The 21,336-nt window shown below is 59.9% G+C and carries 19 protein-coding genes; 18 read left to right on the plus strand and 1 reads right to left on the minus strand.

The features are described from left to right. Nucleotide 1: 1 nt before the first annotated feature. The 12 genes from ACSEXW_RS10890 to leuS all read left to right on the plus strand — a co-directional run bounded on the left by ACSEXW_RS10890 (nt 2) and on the right by leuS (nt 12,838). Nucleotides 2-1,249 (plus strand): DUF58 domain-containing protein, encoded by a 1,248-nt coding sequence (locus ACSEXW_RS10890; protein ID WP_438446175.1) that lies wholly within the window; start codon nt 2-4, stop codon nt 1,247-1,249. Further along, a complete protein-coding gene (locus ACSEXW_RS10895; RefSeq protein WP_438446176.1) occupies nt 1,242-3,485 on the plus strand; it encodes a transglutaminase TgpA family protein in 2,244 nt (747 codons plus the stop codon). Before ACSEXW_RS10890 ends, ACSEXW_RS10895 begins: the two co-directional genes overlap by 8 nt. 153 nt (nt 3,486-3,638) lie before the next feature. After that, nucleotides 3,639-4,136, plus strand: a complete 498-nt coding sequence (locus tag ACSEXW_RS10900) for a YqeG family HAD IIIA-type phosphatase (RefSeq protein WP_438446177.1) — start codon at nt 3,639-3,641, stop codon at nt 4,134-4,136. 17 nt (nt 4,137-4,153) lie between these two features. Next, nucleotides 4,154-5,272, plus strand: coding sequence for a ribosome biogenesis GTPase YqeH (gene yqeH, locus ACSEXW_RS10905; RefSeq protein WP_438446178.1), 1,119 nt, complete (start codon nt 4,154-4,156; stop codon nt 5,270-5,272). Between the two features lie 36 nt (nt 5,273-5,308). Next, nucleotides 5,309-6,190, plus strand: a complete 882-nt coding sequence (aroE, locus tag ACSEXW_RS10910) for a shikimate dehydrogenase (protein ID WP_438446179.1) — start codon at nt 5,309-5,311, stop codon at nt 6,188-6,190. Nucleotides 6,191-6,241: 51 nt separating this feature from the next. Continuing rightward, nucleotides 6,242-6,532 (plus strand): ribosome assembly RNA-binding protein YhbY, encoded by a 291-nt coding sequence (gene yhbY, locus ACSEXW_RS10915; protein ID WP_438446180.1) that lies wholly within the window; start codon nt 6,242-6,244, stop codon nt 6,530-6,532. 29 nt (nt 6,533-6,561) lie between these two features. Beyond that, the gene (locus ACSEXW_RS10920; RefSeq protein ID WP_438446181.1) at nt 6,562-7,158 is read left to right on the plus strand and encodes a nicotinate-nucleotide adenylyltransferase; all 597 of its coding nucleotides are present in this window, start codon (nt 6,562-6,564) and stop codon (nt 7,156-7,158) included. Continuing rightward, nucleotides 7,139-7,738: a bis(5'-nucleosyl)-tetraphosphatase (symmetrical) YqeK gene (gene yqeK, locus ACSEXW_RS10925; RefSeq protein ID WP_438446182.1), complete on the plus strand. Its 600-nt coding sequence runs from the start codon at nt 7,139-7,141 to the stop codon at nt 7,736-7,738. Before ACSEXW_RS10920 ends, yqeK begins: the two co-directional genes overlap by 20 nt. Further along, a complete protein-coding gene (rsfS, locus tag ACSEXW_RS10930) occupies nt 7,735-8,082 on the plus strand; it encodes a ribosome silencing factor (RefSeq protein ID WP_438446183.1) in 348 nt (115 codons plus the stop codon). Before yqeK ends, rsfS begins: the two co-directional genes overlap by 4 nt. Beyond that, nucleotides 8,079-9,041, plus strand: coding sequence for a CvfB family protein (locus ACSEXW_RS10935; protein ID WP_438446184.1), 963 nt, complete (start codon nt 8,079-8,081; stop codon nt 9,039-9,041). Before rsfS ends, ACSEXW_RS10935 begins: the two co-directional genes overlap by 4 nt. Nucleotides 9,042-9,136: 95 nt before the next feature. Next, nucleotides 9,137-9,910: a class I SAM-dependent DNA methyltransferase gene (locus ACSEXW_RS10940; RefSeq protein WP_438446185.1), complete on the plus strand. Its 774-nt coding sequence runs from the start codon at nt 9,137-9,139 to the stop codon at nt 9,908-9,910. A 483-nt stretch (nt 9,911-10,393) separates the two neighbouring features. After that, entirely contained in the window at nt 10,394-12,838 is a 2,445-nt protein-coding gene (gene leuS / locus ACSEXW_RS10945; protein WP_438446186.1) for a leucine--tRNA ligase, read from the plus strand. Between the two features lie 92 nt (nt 12,839-12,930). On the opposite strand, the gene comER is transcribed toward leuS, so the two are convergent. After that, nucleotides 12,931-13,782, minus strand: a complete 852-nt coding sequence (comER, locus tag ACSEXW_RS10950) for a late competence protein ComER (protein ID WP_438446380.1) — start codon at nt 13,780-13,782, stop codon at nt 12,931-12,933. 176 nt (nt 13,783-13,958) lie between these two features. Here comER and ACSEXW_RS10955 point away from each other — a divergent pair, with 176 nt between their 5' ends. The 6 genes from ACSEXW_RS10955 (at nt 13,959) to ACSEXW_RS10980 (ending at nt 21,233) form a co-directional block, all read left to right on the plus strand. After that, a complete protein-coding gene (locus tag ACSEXW_RS10955; protein ID WP_438446187.1) occupies nt 13,959-14,423 on the plus strand; it encodes a ComEA family DNA-binding protein in 465 nt (154 codons plus the stop codon). 97 nt (nt 14,424-14,520) lie between these two features. Next, nucleotides 14,521-15,813, plus strand: coding sequence for a homocysteine synthase (locus ACSEXW_RS10960; protein WP_438446188.1), 1,293 nt, complete (start codon nt 14,521-14,523; stop codon nt 15,811-15,813). 6 nt (nt 15,814-15,819) lie between these two features. Continuing rightward, a complete protein-coding gene (locus ACSEXW_RS10965; RefSeq protein ID WP_438446189.1) occupies nt 15,820-16,326 on the plus strand; it encodes a deoxycytidylate deaminase in 507 nt (168 codons plus the stop codon). 87 nt (nt 16,327-16,413) lie between these two features. Then, complete coding sequence (locus ACSEXW_RS10970) at nt 16,414-19,083, plus strand: DNA internalization-related competence protein ComEC/Rec2 (RefSeq protein WP_438446190.1); 2,670 nt, start codon at nt 16,414-16,416, stop codon at nt 19,081-19,083. A 396-nt stretch (nt 19,084-19,479) separates the two neighbouring features. Then, a complete protein-coding gene (locus tag ACSEXW_RS10975) occupies nt 19,480-20,028 on the plus strand; it encodes an RNA polymerase sigma factor (protein WP_438446191.1) in 549 nt (182 codons plus the stop codon). Further along, entirely contained in the window at nt 20,025-21,233 is a 1,209-nt protein-coding gene (locus ACSEXW_RS10980) for an anti-sigma factor family protein (protein WP_438446192.1), read from the plus strand. Before ACSEXW_RS10975 ends, ACSEXW_RS10980 begins: the two co-directional genes overlap by 4 nt. Nucleotides 21,234-21,336: the final 103 nt, after the last annotated feature.

The following is a 21,336-nucleotide window of genomic DNA, read 5'->3' on the forward strand; positions in this document are numbered from 1 at the left end:
TATGATCTCCCATGCCAAGATCGGAGTCCGGCAGCCCGCCCGTTCGACGGCCAGAACCGTGCTCGTGCTCGGATGTCTGGGAGCCAGCCTTTTCTTTATGATGTTCCAGGGCGGCAAGCTTGCCTTGATGGTGTTCGTCATCGTAGCGGTATTGAACTTATACTTATTCTTGGGCCGGTACAGCGGGATCACCCGGGTGTCCGGACAGCGGATCTTGGACTCGGAGTCGGCGGAATCCGCCGTGGAAGCGGGCTCTCCCGTGCGTGTCCGGATCAAGCTGCAGATTCCCGGCTTCTGGCCGGTGCCCTATGTGATGATCCGGGACCGGCTCGTGCGCAAGAACGGCGGAGGCCATGACTTCGAAGCCTCGCTCATTCCGGATTGGAGCCGGAAGGGGGAGCTGGAGTACCAGACGCCGCCTCTCATGCGGGGATATTACCATTTTGAAGGAACGGACTGCTCCACGCAGGATATCTTCGGCATCTTCGAGCACAGCGGCAAGCTGAACCTGCCGCTCTCGTTCACGGTGCTTCCCCAGACCGTGCCCGTTAAGGAGTGGAAGCAGCTCCACCGGATGCTGAAGGGCATGCACCACCATACCGTGACGACCCGGGCCAACCGGGAGACCACGCAGATCAACGGCGTGCGCGAATACAGCTACGGCGACCGGCTGTCCAGGATTCACTGGAACGCCACCGCCAAGACGGGGACTCTGAAGTCCAAGGAATTCGAGAGGGAATCCCTTCCCAAAACGGTGGTGCTGCTGGACCGGCAGCAGAGAAGCTACAAGAATCCGGAACAGTTCGAGCTGGCTGTGTCCGTGGCAGCCTCCTTGCTTCAATACGGGAAGAACCGGGAGCTCTCACTGGGCTTGCTCTCCGTAGGCTCGGACTCGGTGTACTTTGAGCCGAAGGGAAATCAGCACGGTATCCGGAGCATGCTCTACCATCTTATCGAAGTCGCTCACGACGGCTTCCACCCCCTTCAGAGGGTGTTGGAGGACCGGGTCCGCTTGTTCGATCCCGGCAGCTGCATGATCCTCGTCACACCCCAGAAGGGGGAGGCGGTTCTGAAGGCGCTGGCCTGGCTGAACCAGCGTCAGATGGTTCCCTGCCATATCTGGCTGAACGGCTCCGCCGAGGAGGGAAAAGCCTGGTGCAAGCAGCTGCAATCCATGGGCTATATGGGCTACGCGGTCCGCTCGCTTGACGAGCTGCCGGCCGCTCTGGGAGGTGCAGCCGTTGGATAAAGAAGCGTTATGGATTCGCGTCCTGCTGCAGGATTGGCAGAGGCGGCTGACCGCTATCCTCACGCTGGCTTTCCTGATGCAGTATGTGTCGTGGCTCGCCTCCGAGGAAGGGCTATGGTGGCCCGAAACGGTCACGATGGTCAAGTGGAGTCTATTCCTGACCTTCGCCCTGGAGCTCCTGCCCCGGCGGAACCCTTGGTTCATCCGGTGCTCCCAGGTTATGGTGCTGCTTGCGGCCAATGCCATATTCAGCGATTATAAGCCGGTCTTTTATAAGCTTCACAGCATGAAGGACTTCGGCGATTGGGTATACGACAATTTCTGGCAGCTTCATCCCTTCATCTGGTTCAGCTTGGGAGCCTGGCTGGTCTATGTGCTCTCCGTATGGATGATGTCCTCCCGGATCCGCATCGGCATCTTGACGGTAGGCAGCGTTTTGGTGTTGGCCGTCCGGGACTCCTTCAGCCTGCTGGTGCTCTGGGAGGAGACGGCTATGGTCATTTTCTGCGGCCTGATGCTCCTGACGGTCCAGCACTTCGGCGGCTTGAAGAAGAGGAATCCGGCCGGCTGGGCTTATCTCGCCGAGTACCCCGGAACCCTGCTGGCCACCATCGCCCTGCTGATCGGGTTAACCATCATCCCGGGTCTCCTGATGCCCAACATCCCGCCGATGGTGCGAGATCCGTATTCCGCCTATCTTATGTGGAAGGGAGAAGAGGTGCCGTCCTTCGGCAAAGCGCTGTTCGGGGAGAACGGCATCTTCTCCTCTCCGGGAAGCTCCGAATCCGGATACAGCCGGAATGACAGCAGCTTGGGCGGAGGCTTCGATTTCGATTACTCTCCGGTGCTCTCGGTGGAGACGGACCACAAGAGCTATTGGCGGGGGGAAACCCGGTCCTTGTACAATGGCGAAGGCTGGCTGCAGAGCGAGGGCGACAAGCAGTCGCCGACGGGTGTTGTTCCGCCAGGAGCGGAGCTGGCCAAGGACCCCCGGTTCAACACGAGCCTGCTGAAGACCGTTACGGTCCGCCAGACCATAAGCATCCTTCGGGATGACGACACGTTCCCGGTTCTCTTCGGGGCGTTCCCCATCAGCAAGGTGGAGAGTGTGAACGGCGAGAAGACGGTGCCGGACCGGGTCCGTTGGGCTTCCCGGCAGTCGGAGCTGCGCTTCAATGAGTCGGGCAAGGCTGCTTATCCCAAAACCTATGTGGTCGAATCCCAGGTGCCCGTCATCGACGGAGAGGAGCTGAAGAAGATTCCGGATATCCAGAACCGGAATCAGTTCAACGAATATCTGCAGCTCCCCCGTGACCTGCCCGCCCGGGTGCGGCAGCTGGCTCAGGACGTGACGGCCGGCTCGGCCTCCCCGTACGAGAAGGCCAAGCTTCTGGAGGAGTATCTGCAGAAGACCTACCCCTACACGAACAAGCCGAAGACGGAGCTGGGCAAGAGCAAGGACTTCGTCGACCGCTTCCTATTCGAGGTTAAGGAAGGGTATTGCGACTACTTCTCCTCCGCCATGGCGGTCATGAGCCGTTCGCTGGGCATCCCCGCCCGCTGGGTCAAGGGCTACTCGACCGGCTACAATGAGCTGGAGGACCTCTCCTTCGGCCAAGTTCCGATCGAGGCGCTGCAGGATCCGGACGGAGCCGGCACGTATACGGTCCGCAACTCCGACGCCCACTCTTGGGTGGAGCTGTATTTTACCGGATACGGATGGATTCCGTTCGAGCCCACTTCGGGCTTCGTGCTCCCCCGTGCCCAGCAGAAGGTAGAATTGGATCTGGAGAGTCTGACTCCGGCGACCGAGACCGACAATGCGCCGGCTGATGCCGGAGAGGCTGCCTCGAGCCGCTGGATCTGGGTGAGCGCCGCCGTCATTCTGGCCGCTGCAGGGATCGTGCTGTGGATCTTCCGCCGCCGTCTCCCCCGGCTGCCTTGGGCCGGGAAGCTGGCGCTTCCGGCAAGACGGACGGCCGATCCGAACCACAAGGTGGTCCAGATCTATACGAAGCTGATGAACAAATTCCGCCGCCGGGGCTTCCCCGTCTATGAACACGAGACGGCGCGGGAAACGATTGTGCGGCTGAAGAAGAAGGATCTGTGGCTGTCGCCGGACCTGGAGCAGCTGCTGCTCCTGTTCGAGAAAGCCAAGTACAGTCCCCATGGTGTGACCGGCGAAGAATGCAGCCGTGCCGAAGCCATTGCGGAGAAGCTGAAGAAGGCCATGTAATCTGCGTTCAAGCGTCCGCCGACCCGCCTGCCGGGAAGGCGGACGCTGCGCGTTCCAGGGGATGGTGTCGAACGGTGAAAGCCCGCTTTGCAACAAAAAGGATATGTATGGTATAGTTTCACGTATAGACAAGAAGGATGCTCGGGGGGAACTATGGGGTTCTTGAATATGCTGCTGCCGCGGATGAACGCGGATACGATTTATGATATTCCGCTGGAGACCCTGTGGAAGCAGGGAATCCGGGGAATCATTACCGATCTGGACAATACCTTGGTCGGTGCGAAGGAGCCTCTGGCCACGCCGGAGCTGGTGGACTGGCTCAAGCTGGTGAAGGATCGGGGCTTCCAGGTGGTGATTGTCTCGAATAACAACAGGCTGCGGGTGAGCGCTTTTGCTGACCCTATTGTCGTTCCTTTCATTCCCAGTGCAAGGAAGCCCATGAATCGGGCGTTCCGCCAAGCTATGGAGCGGATGAAGCTGAATCCGGGACAAACGGCAGTCATCGGAGACCAGATGCTGACGGATGTGCTGGGCGGCAACCGGCTGGGGCTGTATACCATACTGGTCAAGCCGATCGCGTCGGCCGACGAAGGCTTCTTCACCCGGATCAACCGGCGCATCGAGCGGATGGCCATCAAACGGATGAAATAGAATACGGGGGTACGTTCATGTTAGAAACCGAAGAGAAGCTTCATTGCGAGGGCTGCGGAGCCCATCTGCAGATGGAGGATCCGAACGCCATCGGCTATATTCCGGAGTCGGCGCTGGCCAAGGTGCCGATCATCTGCCAGCGCTGCTTCCGCATCAAGCACTATAATGAAATGTCCAGCGTAACGCTGAACCAGGACGATTTCCTGCATATGCTGGGCTCCATCGCCTCGAAGAAGGCGCTGGTCATCCATATCGTGGATGTATTCGACTTTGAGGGAAGCCTGATCGGGGGGCTGCAGCGCTTTATCGGCAACAATCCGGTGCTCCTGGTCGTAAACAAGATCGACCTTCTACCGAAGGTCAGCAATTGGAACCGGATCCGCAACTGGGTGCAGAAGCAGGTGAAGGAGAACGGGCTCAAGGTGGTGGAGACCATTCTGGTCAGCGCCCGGAAGAACCAGGGCTTCGACCGGTTGCTGCCGGCGGTGGATGAGTTCCGCCAAGGCCGGGACGTATATGTGGTCGGCGCTACCAACGTGGGCAAGTCCACGCTGATCAACCGTCTGATCCACGATTACAGCGATCTGGAAGCGGAGCTTACCGTGTCCCAATATCCCGGAACGACATTGGACCTGGTGGAGATTCCGCTGGAGGATGGCCGTTCCATCATCGATACGCCGGGAATCGTCTACCGCCACCGGATGACGGAGCTTCTGCCGAAGCGCTACATCAAGTCCGTTCTGCCGGACAAGGCGATGAAGCCCATGGTGTACCAGCTGAACGAAGGACAGACCCTGTTCTTCGGCGCCATGGCCCGGTTCGACTTCATCAAAGGCGACCGGCAGTCCTTCACCTGTTACATGTCCGGTGGCGTCAACATCCACCGGACCAAGCTGGAGCGGGCGGACGAGCTGTTCGCGGAGCACAAGGGTGAGCTCTTGACGCCGCCTGTGCTGGAGGATGTGGAGGCTCTGCCCGAGTGGACCAAGCACCCGATCCGTGCCAAGCAGGGGGCGGAGACGGAGATTCTCATCTCCGGTCTTGGCTGGATTACCGTGAACAGCACCGTCGGGGCCGACCTCGTCATCCACGCGCCGAAGGGCGTGAAGGTGGCTGTCCGCTCTCCGCTCTTGTAAAACCGCCGGGACATCCCATGGGGAGGGGATAGAAGCATGGAAGAGATCGTGAAAACACCGGGTATCCGGGCCATTGACAGCCGCACCGTCATGTACGGGGTGTTCGGGGATCCCATCGGCCATTCCAAATCGCCGCTGATGCTGAACCGGGCCTTCGAGGCGGCCGGAATCAATGCCGCTTACGCAGCATTCCATATTCGTCCGGGCACCTTGAAGGATGCCGTGGCGGGAATCCGGGCCTTGGGCTACCGGGGCGTAAATGTGACCATTCCGTACAAGGTGGAGGTCATGGAGTACTTAGACGAGATCGATGAAGGGGCACGGGCCATCGGTGCCGTGAACACGATCGTCAATGAGAACGGCACGTTAAAAGGGTATAATACGGATGGGATCGGCTATGTGCGTTCCCTGAAGGATGAAACGGGCGTCAAGCTTAATGGAGCCAAGGTGCTGCTGCTGGGCGCCGGCGGCGCTGCCAGGGGCATCGTTTATGCCCTGGCGAAGGAGGGTGCGGCCCGGATCACCATTGCCAACCGTACCGCCGAGAAAGCGGTGGAGCTGGCCGCCGATATGTCGGCCTATGCTGCAACGGAGGGCATCGGTACGGCCGGGTTGGATTCCCGGCAGCTTACCGCGGCGGATATCGTCATCAACACGACGGCAGCGGGCATGTCCCCGAAGGTGGACGAGCTGCCGATGGACACCGAGCTTCTGCATGGCGGCATTCTGGCCAGCGACCTGGTGTATAATCCCCGGATCACCCGTTTTCTCCGGGAGGCGGAAGCGAAGGGGGCCCGAATCCACGGCGGTCTGGGCATGTTCATCCACCAGGGAGCCTATGCGTTCGAATATTGGACGGGCCGGCCGGCGCCCGTAGAAGCAATGCGGGAGATTGTGGAGCGCTCCTTGGCCGAATAATCGGCAATCCTGCTCACATATACATATAGACAGAATTGAGGGACGGCTATTATGCTGACAGGCAAACAAAAACGATATCTCCGTTCGGAGGCCCACCATCTGGATCCGATCTTCCAGGTCGGCAAGGGCGGCATTAACGACCACATGCTGAAGAGCATCGCCGAGGCACTGGAGGTTCGGGAGCTCTTGAAGGTTTCCATCCTGACCAATAACGACGACGACAAGCATGCTGTGGCGGAAGAGCTTGCGGAAGGAACCGGCGCCGAGCTGGTCCAGCTCATCGGCAAGACCGTGGTGCTCTACAAGGAATCGCGGGACAACAAAAAAATCGTGCTCCCCTGATGGTTCAGGCGGTTGAAGGAGGGGTTCGGATGAGGGTCGGGATTATGGGCGGCACCTTTGATCCGGTCCACCTGGGGCATCTTCTGGCGGCGGAGCAGGCGAGGGAGGCGGCGGGACTGGACGAGGTATGGTTCATGCCCTCCTATGTGCCGCCGCACAAAGCTCATGGCCCTCTTGCCTCCGCGGAGGAGCGGCTGGAGATGGTCCGGCTGGCGGTGGAGGGCCATCCCTCCTTCCGCGTCACGGATATCGAGATACGGAAAGGCGGCACCTCCTATACGTACGACACGTTGGCGATCTTGACCGCCGAGCACCCGCAGGTGGACTTTTCTTATATCATCGGTGCGGATATGGTCATGTATTTGCCAAAGTGGTACCGGATTACAGATCTCACGCGAATGATCGGCTTCATCGGTCTCGCGCGTCCGGGCTGGAAGGCGGAGCTTCACCTGCTGCCGGAGGAGATCCGCAGCAAAGTGATGCTGGTCCCGATGCTTCAGATGGAGCTGTCCTCCACCGAGGTTCGGAACCGCCTGCGTGAAGGACGCTCGATCTGGTACCAGGTGCCGGATCCGGTCCGGCGGTTTATCGAGGGGAGGGGCTTGTATGGCGCTCGGCATGGATAGTCTGAAGGAACGGGTGAGGAGCCAGATGCCGGAGAAGCGGTGGGCTCATACCCTTGGGGTCATGGAGTCGTCCGTGGAGCTGGCTGGCCGCTTTGGCGGCGACCCGGTCAAAGCGGAGCTGGCGGCCCTGCTGCATGACTACTGCAAATATTGGCCCGTGGACAAGCAAAAGGATGCGCTTCTCCGGCATAACGCGGCGGGAGATCTGCTCGGGCATGACAAAGCCTTATGGCATGGTCCGGCTGCCGCAGCCGTTATTCCCGGGGAGCTGGGCATTACGGACCCGGAGGTGCTGGATGCCGTACGCTGGCACACCTCGGGCCGAGAAGGCATGACCCTGCTGGACAAAATCGTCTGCTTGGCCGATTATATCGAGCCTGGACGGGACTTTCCAGGGGTGCATAGAATACGCAAATTAGCTGAACATAGCTTAGAGAATGCTTTGGTGGCGGGCTTCGATTCCACCATCTCCTTCCTCTTGGAGAAGGGGAGCGCCATTTACCCGCTGACCGTGCTGTCGCGCAACGCACTGCTGGAGGAATTGAAATCTAATCAAGCGAATCGGGAGGATACCCTATGAAGCATAAGCCGGATTCCGTCATGACCATGGTCGTGGACGCCGCCGAGGACAAAAAAGCGATGGATGTCGTCGCCTTGAACCTGGAGGGCCTGTCTATGGTCACCGACTATTTTGTCATCTGCCATGGTAATTCCGAGACCCAAGTGCAGGCCATTGCAACCGAAATCCGCAAGCGTGCCGACGAGAAGGGCATTCTGGTCCGCGGCATCGAAGGTATGAATACGGCCCGCTGGGTGCTGGTGGATCTGGGCGATGTAGTCGCTCATGTGTTCCACCGGGATGACCGGGAGTACTATAATATCGAGCGTCTGTGGTCCGACGCGAAAGTGGTTGAGCGGGTATGAGTCTCGAAGCGGGCACGAAAGCCAGGCTTCAGGTGGCCCGGGAGAAATCTCCCTTCGGCTACTTCTTAACGGACGGTGACCGGGACGTGCTCCTGCATTACTCCGAGACCGTAGGCAAGATCCAGCAAGGGGAGCACATCGAAGTGTTCCTCTTCCATGATACGGAAGACCGTCTGGCCGCTACAATGAAGGAGCCTCTCATCCGTCTGGGCGAGACGCAGCTCCTTGAGGTGGTGGACATCCACCAGCGGTTCGGTGTATTCCTGGATATGGGGATCGGGCGCAATCTGCTCCTGCCCTTCCGGGATCTGCCCGAGCTGAAGGAGCTCCGTCCCGAGGTGGGGGACAAGGTATTCGTCACCTTGGGCCATGACAAACAAGGCCGGATGCTGGCCCGTCTGGCCGGTGAGCGGGAGCTGGCTCCCAAGGCCTTCCCCGCTCCTTCCTCCTGGAAGAACCAGTGGGTGGAGGCCCGGGTGTACAAGCCCCTGCAGGATGCCACCTTCGTTCTGATCGACGGGGGCGTGCTGGGCTTCGGAGCTATCGGGATGATCCACTCTTCAGAGAGAACGGGGCTCTTGCGGCTGGGACAGACCGTGAAGGCCAGAGTCGTCTTCGTCCGCGAGGACGGACGGGTGAACCTGTCCACGCGGCAGCCTAAGCATGTGGGCCGGGATGAGGATTCCGAGGCCATCCTGAATGTCATGAGGGAGCGGCCTAACGGGGCGATGCCCTACTCGGACCAGACGCCGGCGGACATCATCCTGAACCGGTTCAAGATCAGCAAGGGCGCATTCAAGCGGGCGCTGGGCAAGCTGATGAAGGAAGGACTGGTCTATCAGAAGGAGAACTGGACCTACCTGAAGCCGGAGGCGCTGGAGCAGCTGCAGGCGGAGGAAGCCGCAAGAGCGGCGGAGACAACCGGGGCGGCGGAGCAGGGGCCGGAGTCGGCCACATAAGGTTTGTTGGGAGAACGGCTTTGGCCTTAACGGGGTTGAAGCCGTTTTTGATGCGATGGAATTTCGATGGTTGGGACAAAAAGGAGCTTTCACCAATGGCGTATGGGAAATTTGCGTCGGTCTATGACCGATTGATGGCGGACATGCCTTATCAAGATTGGATACGCTTCGCGGAAGAGTGCTTCCGCCGATACGGGAAGCCGCGGACCTTGGCGGATCTGGGCTGCGGCACCGGCAGCATCGCCATCCCGCTGGCGGGACTGGGGTGCCGGGTGTACGGCATCGACCTGTCGGAGGAGATGCTGGCCATCGCCCGGGAGAAGAGCGACCGGACCCGCCGGCAATCCGGCTTCGGCAGCGGGGCGGATGACCCCATGTGGCTTCAGCAGGACATGCGGGAGTGGGAGCTGGACGAGCCGGTGGATGCGGTCGTCTCCTTCTGCGATTCGGTTAACTATCTGACCGAACAGGAGGATGTGGCGGAGCTGTTCGCCCGCACCTACGAAGGGCTGAAGCCCGGCGGCTGGTTCGCCTTCGATGTACACACTCCCGGTACGCTGGAGGAGTATGCGGAGAACCAGCCCTTCGTGCTGAACGAGCCGGACATTGCATACATCTGGCTCTCCGCTTTGGAGGAGGAGACCTGCACCATCGAGCATGAGCTGACCTTCTTCGTCCGGGACCCGGCCGACGGCAAGTTCAGCCGGTTCCGGGAGATCCATGAGCAGCGGGCATACCCGCTGAAGACGCTTCGTAGCATGCTGGAGGAAGCCGGCTTTGGGCGGATCACCGTCTACTCCGACTTTGGGTGGGACGAGACGGACGAAGACACGAGGCGGGCTTTTTTCGTGGCGGTGAAGGTGGAATAACAGGGACTTGACGCGTCCCTTGACAAGTACCGCGGAAAAACACTATAATTTTTCCATATATGCGCTTTTCCTATTGGATAGGAGTCAAGCGGCATCGGCATTGAAGAGGAGCAGTAGTTCCGGAATCGGCTAAGCAGAGAGCCGGCGGGGGTGGAACCCGGCAGCGCGGACGGAACGAACTCGCCTTGGAGCCGGAAGGATGAACCGTGCGGCGATGGAAGCCGGCCGGCGGCAGTCCGACCGTAGAGCCTGCGTTAAAGGCTGTGAAGAGGGTGCGTATCCGAATGTGCGATGCCTGCTGCCGGTCACGTCCATATAGGGGCGGTCTGGGCTGCATACGCGAGAAGGAAGCACCAATCAGGGTGGTACCGCGGGAAGTGGATCTCTCGTCCCTGGCAACATTAGGTTGCTGGAGGCGGGAGTTTTTTCGTTTTCCAGACCGTTAAGCCAATCTGCAGGAGAACCGATTAGGAGGAAGAGACGATGGCGGAAGAAGTGAAGACCGGGGGCTACAACCCTCTGGCGGTGGAGCCCAAGTGGCAGAAGTATTGGGAGGAGAACAAGACCTTTAAGGTGCTGGATGACGACGCCAAGCCCAAGTTCTATGCGCTGGATATGTTCCCGTACCCGTCGGGGGCGGGACTTCATGTAGGCCATCCGGAAGGCTACACGGCGACGGACATCGTGTCCCGCTATAAGCGGATGAAGGGCTACAACGTGCTGCACCCGATGGGCTGGGACGCCTTCGGCCTGCCGGCGGAGCAATACGCCCTCGACACGGGCAATGACCCCCGCGATTTCACCAAGAAGAACATCGAGACGTTCAAGCGGCAGATCAAATCCCTGGGCTTCTCCTATGATTGGGACCGGGAGATCAGCACCACGGACCCGGAATACTACAAGTGGACCCAATGGATCTTCATCCAGCTGTACAAAAAAGGCCTGGCCTATGTGGACGAAGTCCCGGTCAACTGGTGCCCCGCACTGGGCACAGTGCTGGCCAACGAAGAGGTCATCGACGGCAAGAGCGAGCGCGGCGGCCATCCGGTTATCCGCAAGCCGATGCGCCAATGGGTGCTGAAGATCACCGAGTACGCGGAGCGCCTGCTGGAGGATCTGGAGGAGCTGGACTGGACCGAGAGCATTAAGGATATGCAGCGCAACTGGATCGGCAAGTCCAAGGGCGCCGAGGTGAAGTTCGCCATCGACGGCCACGAGGGTCTGGAGCTGAAGGTATTCACCACCCGGCCGGACACCCTGTTCGGCGCCACCTATTGCGTTCTGGCACCGGAGCATGAGCTGGTGGCCAAGATCGTAACCGCGGAGCAAGCCGGGGCCGTTGCGGAATATCAAGAGAAAGCCGCCCGCAAGAGCGACCTGGAGCGGACCGATCTGGCCAAGGAGAAGACCGGCGTCTTCACCGGAGCATATGCGGTTAACCCGGTCAGCGGCGGCAAAGTGCCGGTCTGGATCGCCGATTACGTGCTGGCCGGCTATGGTACGGGCGCCATCATGGCGGTGCCGGGCCACGACGAGCGGGACTATGCGTTCGCCAAGCAGTTCGGTCTGCCCATCGTCGAGGTAGTGCAGGGCGGCAATCTGGAGGCGGAAGCCTATGCGGGCGACGGCGCCCACGTGAATTCCGGCTTCCTGAACGGTCTGAACAACGAGCAGGCCATCTCCGCCATGATCGAATGGCTGGAGAAGAACGCCAAGGGACAGGGCAAGATCACCTACCGCCTGCGCGATTGGCTCTTCAGCCGCCAGCGCTATTGGGGCGAGCCGATCCCGATCCTGCATCTGGAGGACGGCACCATGAAGCCCGTACCGGAGTCGGAGCTGCCGCTCCTGCTGCCCCAGGTGGATTCCATCCGCCCGTCCGGCACCGGGGAATCCCCGCTGGCCAACGTGGAGGACTGGGTGAACACGGTGGATCCGGAGACGGGCATGAAGGCCCGCCGCGAGACCAACACCATGCCGCAATGGGCCGGCAGCTGCTGGTACTATCTGCGATTCATCGATCCGCGCAACGACCAATCGCTGTGCTCCAAGGAGCTGGCCGACAAGTGGCTGCCCGTGGATCTGTACATCGGCGGCGCGGAGCATGCGGTGCTCCACCTCCTGTATGCCCGCTTCTGGCATAAGGTGCTGTACGACATCGGCGTGGTCAACACGAAGGAGCCCTTCCACAAGCTGGTCAACCAAGGCATGATCCTGGGCGAGAACAACGAGAAGATGTCCAAATCCAGGGGCAACGTCATCAATCCGGACGACATCGTGGGCGAGTACGGCGCGGACACCCTGCGCATGTACGAGATGTTCATGGGGCCGCTGGAAGCCACCAAGCCTTGGAACGTAAGCGGCGTAGAGGGGATCTACCGCTTCTTGAGCCGGGTATGGCGCCTCTTCGTGGGCGAGAACGGCGAGCTCTCCGCCAAGATCGTCCGGGACGGGGAGACGACCGACTCCTTCAACCGCACGCTGCATAAGACGATCAAAAAGATTACGGAGGACTACGAAGCCCTCCGCTTCAATACGGCGATCAGCCAGATGATGATCTTCGTCAACGAGGCGTACAAGACCGAGGTGCTGCCGTTCGGGGCCATGGCCAGCTTCGTGCAGATGCTGTCTCCGATTGCACCGCACATCGCCGAGGAGCTGTGGGAGAAGCTGGGCAACAGCGGAGGCATCTCCTACGCCGCATGGCCCGTATATGATCCCGCCCTTACTGTGGACAACGAGGTGGAGATCGTGGTCCAGGTCAACGGCAAGATCGTCGAGCGCATTATGATCGGGAACGGCTTGGATGAGGCCGCCATGCAGGAGACCGCCTTCGCCCTCGACAAGGTGAAGGAAGCGACGGCAGGCAAGACCGTCCGCAAGGTCATTGCGGTTAAGGGCAAGCTGGTCAATATCGTAGTGGGCTAACCCTTTCGGGGTTATGACCACAAACAAAGCCTGCGAAGAACCCGTCCGTTTCGGGCGCTTCGCAGGCTTTTTTGCCGCGGCGGTGCGGCATCTCAATCAATGGGCTTCAGGAACATGGCCCCAACCTTCTCCAGATCCTCCTCGTACTTCGCATGGGTGATCCGGATGAGCCGGTTGAACATGCCGTCCAGCTCTCTCTCCATCAACCGGAGGCCTTCGGCGGTGATCCCTCCGGGCACGGCCACCCGCTTCTGGAGCGCCTCGGGGCTGAAGCCACCCTCGGTCAGCAGCTTGCCGGTGCCGAGCAGCATGTGGGAGGCCAGCTTGGTGGCCTGCTCATAAGGAATGCCGGTTTCGGCGACGGCGGAATCGATGAATTTCTGCAGCAGATGGGCGAAGAAGGCCGGCCCGCAGCTGGATATATCCGAGGTAATCCGGGTATGCGACTCGGAGATTCGGATGGGCTCGCTGATGGTGGAGAGAAGGGCCTCCAATGCCTCCTTATCTTCCTCGTCCATCCTCTCCCCGTACATGCACAGGGTGGCTCCGCCCAGCATGTAGTTGGTGATGCTCGGAATAACCTTGGCGATCCTGCAATTCAGCTGCTCCTCCAAATGCTGGATGAGCACCGGGGAAGTGATGGAGACCACGACCTGACTGGGCAAGGTCACCTTGCGGATCTCGTCGATGACCCGCTTGAATTCGACAGGCTTGACACACAGGAAGACCAGATCCGCTTCGAGAACGACTTCAATATTGGATCTGGCGGCCTGAAGGCCGGGGTGTTTCTCGGCCAATAGCTCCACTTTCGCGGCGGTCCGGTTGGCTGCCGTAATCTGCTCCGGACGGAGCGCTCCCGAACGGAGCAAGGAATCGATCAGGATGCTGCCCATACTGCCTGTTCCGATAAATCCCACCTTCATGGTAGAATGCCTCCTTAAAATATCTTTTTCATGTATATGAGGAATTTCAACGAATCATGACGGACTTTTTGGGGTTGATGCTCCATCCGATATGGAGTATACTGGGAATCAGCATACGAGCGGAAGCGCCGCCGTTTTCCTTGCCTAGGGCAGGGAGAACGGCTTTTTTTGCGGCTTAAGACGGGAGGAGAAGCGGGATGGAGCGGTGGAGGTGGCTCAGGCAGGCGGCCGTGCTGGCGGCCGTGCTGCTGCTATTGGGTGCCGCATGGTGGGGGATGCGGGTCGTGAAGGAGCGGGAGCCGTCAGCGGACTGGATCCCTGTGAACCGGGAGGTGGAGGCTCTCCTGAAGGAGGCGGAGGGGGAGGAGGACGGCTCGCCGGCCGTTATGCCATCCGCCGGTCCCTCTGCAGGGAAGCTGTCTGCCGGTGCGCCAGCAGGCAAGGGGCGGACGGAGGCCGATTCCGGCTTGATCGATCTCAATCATGCGGCGGTCTCCCGGTTGGAGGATCTGCCCGGGATCGGTCCGGGCAAGGCGAAGGCCATCGCCGAGTACCGGGAGCAGAACGGCCCTTTTCAGCAGCCGGAGGAGCTTATGAAGGTGAAGGGGATCGGACCCAAGACGTATGAAGCGTTGAAGGACCGGATCAGCGTCATGCCTTAGGATAAAGCATTAATCCGACTAAACATATAGATTTACAGAAATACATTTTTGTGAGAAAATAATACCAATCCAATTGACGAGGAGGAATCATTTTCCAATGTCCCAAGAGCGCAAGCTAGCCCCCGAAACCTTGGCCGTACACGCCGGCCAGCAGATCGACCCCACCACGCTTTCCCGCGCGGTACCGATCTACCAGACGACCTCCTACGGCTTCCGGGACGCGGACCATGCGGCCAACCTGTTCGCACTGAAGGAATTCGGCAATATCTACACGCGGATCATGAACCCGACTCAGGATGTGTTCGAGACACGCGTAGCGGCATTGGAAGGCGGCGCCGCAGCGCTGGCCACTTCCTCCGGCCAATCGGCCATCACCTTCTCGATCCTGAATATCGCCGGCGCCGGCGACGAGATCGTATCCGCTTCCAGCCTGTACGGCGGAACCTACAACCTGTTCGCGAATACCCTTCTCAAGCTGGGCATCACCGTGAAGTTCGTAGATCCGAGCAACCCGGAGAACTTCCGTGCCGCCATCACAGAGAAGACCAAAGCGCTGTATGCGGAGACCATCGGCAATCCGAAAGGCGACGTTCTCGACATCGAGGCCGTGGCGGCCATCGCCCATGAGAACGGCATTCCGCTGATCGTGGACAACACCTTCCCAAGCCCGTATCTGCTCCGTCCTATCGAGCATGGAGCAGACATCGTGGTGCATTCCGCCACCAAGTTTATCGGCGGCCACGGCACCTCCATCGGCGGCGTCATCGTTGACGGCGGCAAGTTCGACTGGGCGGCCAGCGGCAAATTCCCGGGCCTGACCGAGCCGGACCCGAGCTACCACGGCGTGGTCTACACGGAGGCCGTCGGACCGGTCGCTTATATCATCAAGGCGCGGGTCCAACTCCTCAGGGATATCGGCGCAGCCATTTCTCCCTTCAACTCCTTCCTGCTGCTTCAAGGCCTGGAAACCCTTCATCTGCGGATGGAGCGCCACAGCTCCAATGCGCTGAAGGTGGCCCAATATCTGGAGAAGCATGAAGCGGTGGAGTGGGTCAGCTATGCCGGCCTTCCGAGCCATCCTTCCTATGACTTGGCCCAGAAGTATCTGCCTAAGGGGCAGGGTGCCATCCTGACCTTCGGTATTAAGGGCGGCGTTGCGGCCGGCCGCAAGGTCATCGAGAACGTAAAGCTGTTCTCCCATCTGGCCAACGTAGGCGATTCCAAGTCGCTGATCATCCACCCGGCCAGCACGACTCACCAGCAGCTGAACGAAGCGGAGCAGGCGGCGGCTGGCGTATCGCCGGGCATGATCCGACTCTCCATCGGGACGGAAGCCATCGAGGATATTCTGTTCGATCTGGGACAAGCCATCGATGCGAGCCAAGGATAAGACATCATGCGAAAAGATTGGGATACCTACTTTATGGACATCGCCTTTATGGCTTCCACCCGCTCCCAGTGTCCACGGAGACACGTCGGGGCCGTCCTTGTGCAGGGCAAGAAGCTGCTGGGAAGCGCCTATAACGGCGCTCCCATGGGCGTAGCCGATTGTGCGGACGCCGGCTGCATGCTGGTCGAGGAGTACGAGGTGAAGCTGGTGGAGGGCAAGGAGGAGCTTGTCAAGAAGCAGCGCTGCATCCGGACCATCCACGCCGAGCAGAATCTGCTGCTCTTCACGGACCGCAAAGACCGGGAGGGCTCCACCGTCTATGTGACGGACCAGCCCTGCTGGACCTGCGCCAACATGCTGGCGAACAGCGGGATCGTGGAGATTGTCTACCATCGTTCCTACCCGAAGGACAGTGAGAAGGTCCGGAGGATGATGGAGGAGCGGGGGATCGTATTCCGGCATCTGGAGGAGTATACGCCTCCGGCCGGAAGCGTGGAGGAAGTTCAGAATTAATACGGAACGGATCAGGGAAGCCCCCTGCACGTGCTTAACGGCGCATGCGGGAGGCTTTTTTGGCTTCTACCGGGGAGGTTGATCGCGATGAAACGGCCGGCTGTATGGGCGGCATGTTGGTGGGCGGCGGGATGTGCGGCGGCCGCATGGGGAGTCGCACTGCAGGGCTTCTGGCTGTGGGGCTCCGTAGGTGCGGCGTTGATTGCGGGCATAGGGGCACAACGCGGCAGGAGAGGACGTGGTCCGGTGGCAGTACCTCTTCCCTATCCGGTATGTTCTTGGGGTTGGATCACGGCTGCGATTCTCCTCTTCGCAGGAGGGAACGGTCTCTATGTATGGACGGACGCAGCGAATGTGTCGGATGCGGCCCCGCCGGCCCTTCTTGCGGAGGCGGTGGCCAACGGTGAATACCCGGTTAAGATATCCGGTATGATCGGAACCCTTCCCGAGATGGATGGAGACCGGGTGACCTTCCGATTGGACTCGGATCATTGGAGCTGGGGAGAAGGAGGGGAGGAGGATGCGGATGAGTGGGTTGCGGTTACAGTCCGGCTTCAGGAGCAGGAGGAACTGGAGATGGCGTCTCGGTGGAAGAGAGGCGACCGGATCCGGTTGGAGGGGATCGTTCGGACTCCGGAACCGGCATCGAATTACGGCGGCTTCGATTATCGGGAATACCTGCACCGTCTGAAGATCCATTGGACCTTTACGGTCAAAGGGCTGGGTTCCGTCGAGACTGCATCCGCAAACCCGGATCCTTGGGAACGGCTGCTGCAGTGGAACGACCGGATCCGCTTGGCGGCGGGGAACCGGATCAGCCGATTGTTCCCTGCAGAAGAGGCGGGGTATATGAAGGGATTGCTGATCGGTACCCGGGAAGAGCTGGACCCGGAGCGCTTCCGGGAATTTTCCGGATTGGGGCTGACCCACATCCTTGCCATATCAGGCCTGCATATCACGGTGTTCGCGTGGGCCGCCGCCGGGCTACTCCGTCTGGCCGGAGCCACGAGGGAGACGGCAGGGCGAGCCCTGCTGCTGACCATTCCGCTGTATGTCTTGTTTACGGGTGCCTCGCCTTCCGTCATCCGCGCCGGTCTGACGGCCATGGCGGCGGTATGGTCCGGCGGCAGAGGGTGGAACAAGGACGCCTTGTCTTTTTTGGGCGCTGCGGCCCTGGCTATGCTGATCTGGAATCCGTACTCGGTCCGGGACGTGGGCTTTCAGCTATCGTTTCTCGTGACGGCGGGACTGATCGCAGCCGTGCCAAGGGTAACGGAGCTGCTGCCTGCAGGACCGCAGCTGGTCCGAAGCAGCTTTGCGGTGGCGTGGACCTCCCAAATAGTCTCGTTTCCTCTAACGGTCTTCTACTTTAACCAGTTTTCCCTGCTTTCACTCCCGGCCAATCTGATTCTGGTCCCTGTCATCAGCTTTGCGGTGACACCTCTGGGTTATGGGGCTCTGCTTGCGGGAAGCTTATGGACTCCGGTGGGACAAGTTCTGGCCAAGCCGGTTTCCTGGATGAACCGGTCTACCTTTGCGATTATCGGCCGACTGGACGGCTGGGAATGGGGAAAGCTGATCTGGCCCAGTCCGCAGGTGTGGTGGATCGGGATGTTCTACTTGTCGGCTGCCGCCGCCCTCTATTGTGCTTGGAGAAGGATGCATTGGAGCAAGCTGGAGAAGAGGGGGATCTGTCTGGCCATTGACGGTCCGCGCCTTGTTCGGCGGTACGGGATAGCGGCAGGAGCTTGCTTGATGCTCTGGACCGGCCTGCTCATATACGGGTATGCCCCGGACTGGATGTCCGGAAGCGGGGAGGGAACCGTGGCTTTTCTGGATGTCGGTCAGGGGGATTCCGCCTTGATCCGGAGTCCGGACGGCCGGACAATCCTGATCGATGGAGGCGGCACCGTAACCTTCCGGAAATTGGGGGAGGAATGGAAGGAGCGGCAGGACCCCTTCGAGGTGGGGCGTAAGACGGTCGTACCACTCTTGAAGAAGAGAGGGGTGCACCAGCTGGACTATATTGTAGTGTCCCACGAGGACACGGACCATATCGGCGGTCTCGCTGCCGTACTGGAAGAGATACCGGTGGGAGCCCTGCTGTTTAACGGAACCTTGAAGTCGAGCCCCTCCGCAAGCGCTCTGTTCCGCTTGGCCTTGGAGCATGGGGTGCGGCTGCTGCCCGTCCATGAAGGAGATACGCTCTCCATCGACCGGCGGACCCAGCTGTCCATCCTGAGCCCTCCGAAGCCGGATGGCGCACCGGGCATCATATGGGAGGAGGAGCAGAATGACGTCACGGTTGTCGCGTTGCTTCGAATGAATGGCGTCCGCTTTTTATTCGCGGGGGATATCGGCAGCGACGAGGAATCAAGCCTGCTAGAGCGTCTTCGGACGGCTGGCCCATCATCGGCAGTTGCTGCATTCTCTCCTGCAGATGTTCTGAAAGTCGGCCATCACGGGAGCAAGAACTCCTCCTCCGAGGAATGGCTGGCCTATTGGAGGCCTGCCCTGGCCGTCATCTCCGCAGGACGCAAGAATGTATACGGACATCCTCATGCCTCCGCCCTGGAGCGGCTGACGGCTGCGGGCGCTTCCATCCTCCGCACGGATCTGCATGGCGAAATCCAAGTGGCTGCCGATAGGGATGGAAGGATCCGAATTAGAACTAAGAGGACTTCCGTGCTTGCAGGGAATGCGGCTGGGTTACCGGTCCCGTCTACTGGCAGTACTCATACAGCAACTGTACCATAAGCTCCGGGCAGCGCGGGAACCCCTCCCGCCTCCTATCGCTCATCCCCCCTCCCTCCCCTAGTACTTCCCCATGCCCTGATTCTTGAGCTCCACACCTGATTCACCCTCTCCAGCAGAACGATCAACCGGTCTTTCTCTTCTTCTTCCAGAACGCGGACGAAGACGCTGTCCCGAAGGCTGCAGGTTATGGTACATCTCAATGAGTCTGGAAGGACTTGGTGATGCCGAATGCGCCAAAATGCTTTACAATAGAAGGGATAGTGTATAGATCCGTTATTTATTTACATTCGAAGACGGAACTTTCCAGACGGAACCGCGTATAAACTTTTTTCTAGGTGGAACTGCAACATTTCAGAACCCTGCACCGTTTATAAGGTTGCAAGAGAGGGGGACCCTGTGGTAGCCATAGACACGATAAAAGCCGCACAGGCCGGTGATCGGGAAGCGCTACTTACCCTTTTGCGAGAGATAGAGCCCCATGTATACAAGACGGCTTATTACATGCTGAATAATGAGCAGGATGCTTTGGATGTCTCCCAGGAGGCGCTGATCCGGATCTACACCAAGATCAACTCCTACGAGGAGAAGGCCCAGTTCAAGACCTGGGTGCAGCGGATCGTGACCAACATCTGCATCGATAAATTCCGCAGAGCCAAGCCCTCGGTATCCATCGACGAGCACGAGATGGTGTTCCGTGCGGACCATAATGTGGAGGATGAGGTGTTATCCGCTTACGTGGCCAAGGATATACAAGCGGCGATTGACCGCCTTCCGGAGCACCACCGGTCGGTGGTGGTGTTACGGTATTTGCAGGATTTTTCGTATAATGAGATTGCTGAAACGCTGGGACTGCCCATCAATACGGTGAAGTCGTATCTGTTCAGGGCCAGGCACCAGCTGCAGGGTATGCTCCAAGATTATCAGAAGGGCGGTGTGCGGGGATGACATGTCACGATATGATGGATCTGATGCAGCGTGATCTGGATTCGGACCTTACGTCCGGAGAACAAGAGACCATGCGCTCTCATCTACAAGGTTGCCCCGAGTGCGCTGACCTGTATGAGCGCTTGCGGCTGCTGTCCGACGAGCTGGCCCAGCTGCCGCAGGTGACGCCGCCGTACAGCATTGTGGATTCCATTCTTCCCCAGCTCGAAGGGGCGGGAGGGTTCGCAGAGCCGGGTGCGGCTGCGGAGCCGCCGATTCGCCAGGAGCCGGTTGCTGCCGAGCTGATCGCATACCGCAAGAGAAGGGGAATCATCTCTTGGAAGATCGTCACCGGTGTCGCCGCGGCCGGCATTGTGCTGGGCATGTTCATCTTCAACGGAATTCCGGGCCAGGTGAACGAGAAGACGGCTTCCGATCTGCTGGATCCCAAGAAGACGACTTCGGGGGCAGCCAGCGGCGGAGCGTTCAAGGAATCCCAGATAGGAGTCACTGTGGAGGGGGCTGCTCCTGCTGCGAGCACGGCGAATCAGGATGCGATCCAACCGAAGGTGTCTTCGGCACCGGCAGCAGAAGCGCCAGTGGAGAAGGGCAACGGTTCGTCTGCGGCGCCTTCTCCAACTGCAAGCTCAACGACCCATCCGGCCCGGGAGGTTACCATGGCGTCGCCAAATGAGAAGCCGGAGTCTTTCCCTTCCGCTCCTGCCGGGGCGTCCGAACCCTCCGTCGGACAGACAGGTCCCGCAGTGGACTCGAAGCAGTCGTACGGCGCACGTCAAGAATCCGCTGCAGCTCCCGCTTCAGAGACATCGCCTCCCTCTGCGGACCAGCATGAGGATACTTCCGCCCCGCAGGTTCGAACGGACCCGGATGCAGCCAAGAATGAGGCCAAGGCCAAGACGCTTAGCCCGACGCCGAGCCCGACTACTCCCAGCGAGATGTCTCTTATGGCGAAGAGCCAGATCCTGTTGGAGCCCATGGCTTCGGCAGACGGACGGTTCACCGCGCGGCTGGACCGGGATGTGGTTGTGGTAACGGCCAAGGATGGCTCGGAGTGGTTCCGTTCCAAGAACAAGCTGGAGCCCGGGGATATCCTGGCCTTCCAAGGCTGGACGGAGAGTGTGTTCCATTACTCCATCACGAAGCCGGACGGCAAGGAAACCGCCTATTCGATCACGGCTGAAGCCAAGACGGAGTCGACGCCTTGACCTGCTGCAGTTCCGCACCCACCGGTGTAGCCGGACCGATTCAATCCAAGGGATGAACCCGCAGATGCTGCGAGATCATCCCTTTGTTTGTGTGCCGGTCCGG

Source organism: Oryzibacillus soli (genome assembly GCF_051594765.1).
Classification (GTDB): domain Bacteria; phylum Bacillota; class Bacilli; order Paenibacillales; family NBRC-103111; genus Paenibacillus_AR.

Excerpts from the sequence above, each read along its gene's own strand:
- ACSEXW_RS10890 (WP_438446175.1), top strand. The coding sequence starts at position 2 with ATGATCTCCCATGCCAAGATCGGAGTCCGGCAGCCCGCCCGTTCGACG.
- ACSEXW_RS10900 (WP_438446177.1), top strand. The coding sequence starts at position 3,639 with ATGGGGTTCTTGAATATGCTGCTGCCGCGGATGAACGCGGATACGATT.
- yqeH (WP_438446178.1), top strand. The coding sequence starts at position 4,154 with ATGTTAGAAACCGAAGAGAAGCTTCATTGCGAGGGCTGCGGAGCCCAT.
- aroE (WP_438446179.1), top strand. The coding sequence starts at position 5,309 with ATGGAAGAGATCGTGAAAACACCGGGTATCCGGGCCATTGACAGCCGC.
- yhbY (WP_438446180.1), top strand. The coding sequence starts at position 6,242 with ATGCTGACAGGCAAACAAAAACGATATCTCCGTTCGGAGGCCCACCAT.
- ACSEXW_RS10920 (WP_438446181.1), top strand. The coding sequence starts at position 6,562 with ATGAGGGTCGGGATTATGGGCGGCACCTTTGATCCGGTCCACCTGGGG.
- yqeK (WP_438446182.1), top strand. The coding sequence starts at position 7,139 with ATGGCGCTCGGCATGGATAGTCTGAAGGAACGGGTGAGGAGCCAGATG.
- rsfS (WP_438446183.1), top strand. The coding sequence starts at position 7,735 with ATGAAGCATAAGCCGGATTCCGTCATGACCATGGTCGTGGACGCCGCC.
- ACSEXW_RS10935 (WP_438446184.1), top strand. The coding sequence starts at position 8,079 with ATGAGTCTCGAAGCGGGCACGAAAGCCAGGCTTCAGGTGGCCCGGGAG.
- ACSEXW_RS10940 (WP_438446185.1), top strand. The coding sequence starts at position 9,137 with ATGGCGTATGGGAAATTTGCGTCGGTCTATGACCGATTGATGGCGGAC.
- leuS (WP_438446186.1), top strand. The coding sequence starts at position 10,394 with ATGGCGGAAGAAGTGAAGACCGGGGGCTACAACCCTCTGGCGGTGGAG.
- ACSEXW_RS10955 (WP_438446187.1), top strand. The coding sequence starts at position 13,959 with ATGGAGCGGTGGAGGTGGCTCAGGCAGGCGGCCGTGCTGGCGGCCGTG.
- ACSEXW_RS10960 (WP_438446188.1), top strand. The coding sequence starts at position 14,521 with ATGTCCCAAGAGCGCAAGCTAGCCCCCGAAACCTTGGCCGTACACGCC.
- ACSEXW_RS10965 (WP_438446189.1), top strand. The coding sequence starts at position 15,820 with ATGCGAAAAGATTGGGATACCTACTTTATGGACATCGCCTTTATGGCT.
- ACSEXW_RS10970 (WP_438446190.1), top strand. The coding sequence starts at position 16,414 with ATGAAACGGCCGGCTGTATGGGCGGCATGTTGGTGGGCGGCGGGATGT.
- ACSEXW_RS10980 (WP_438446192.1), top strand. The coding sequence starts at position 20,025 with ATGACATGTCACGATATGATGGATCTGATGCAGCGTGATCTGGATTCG.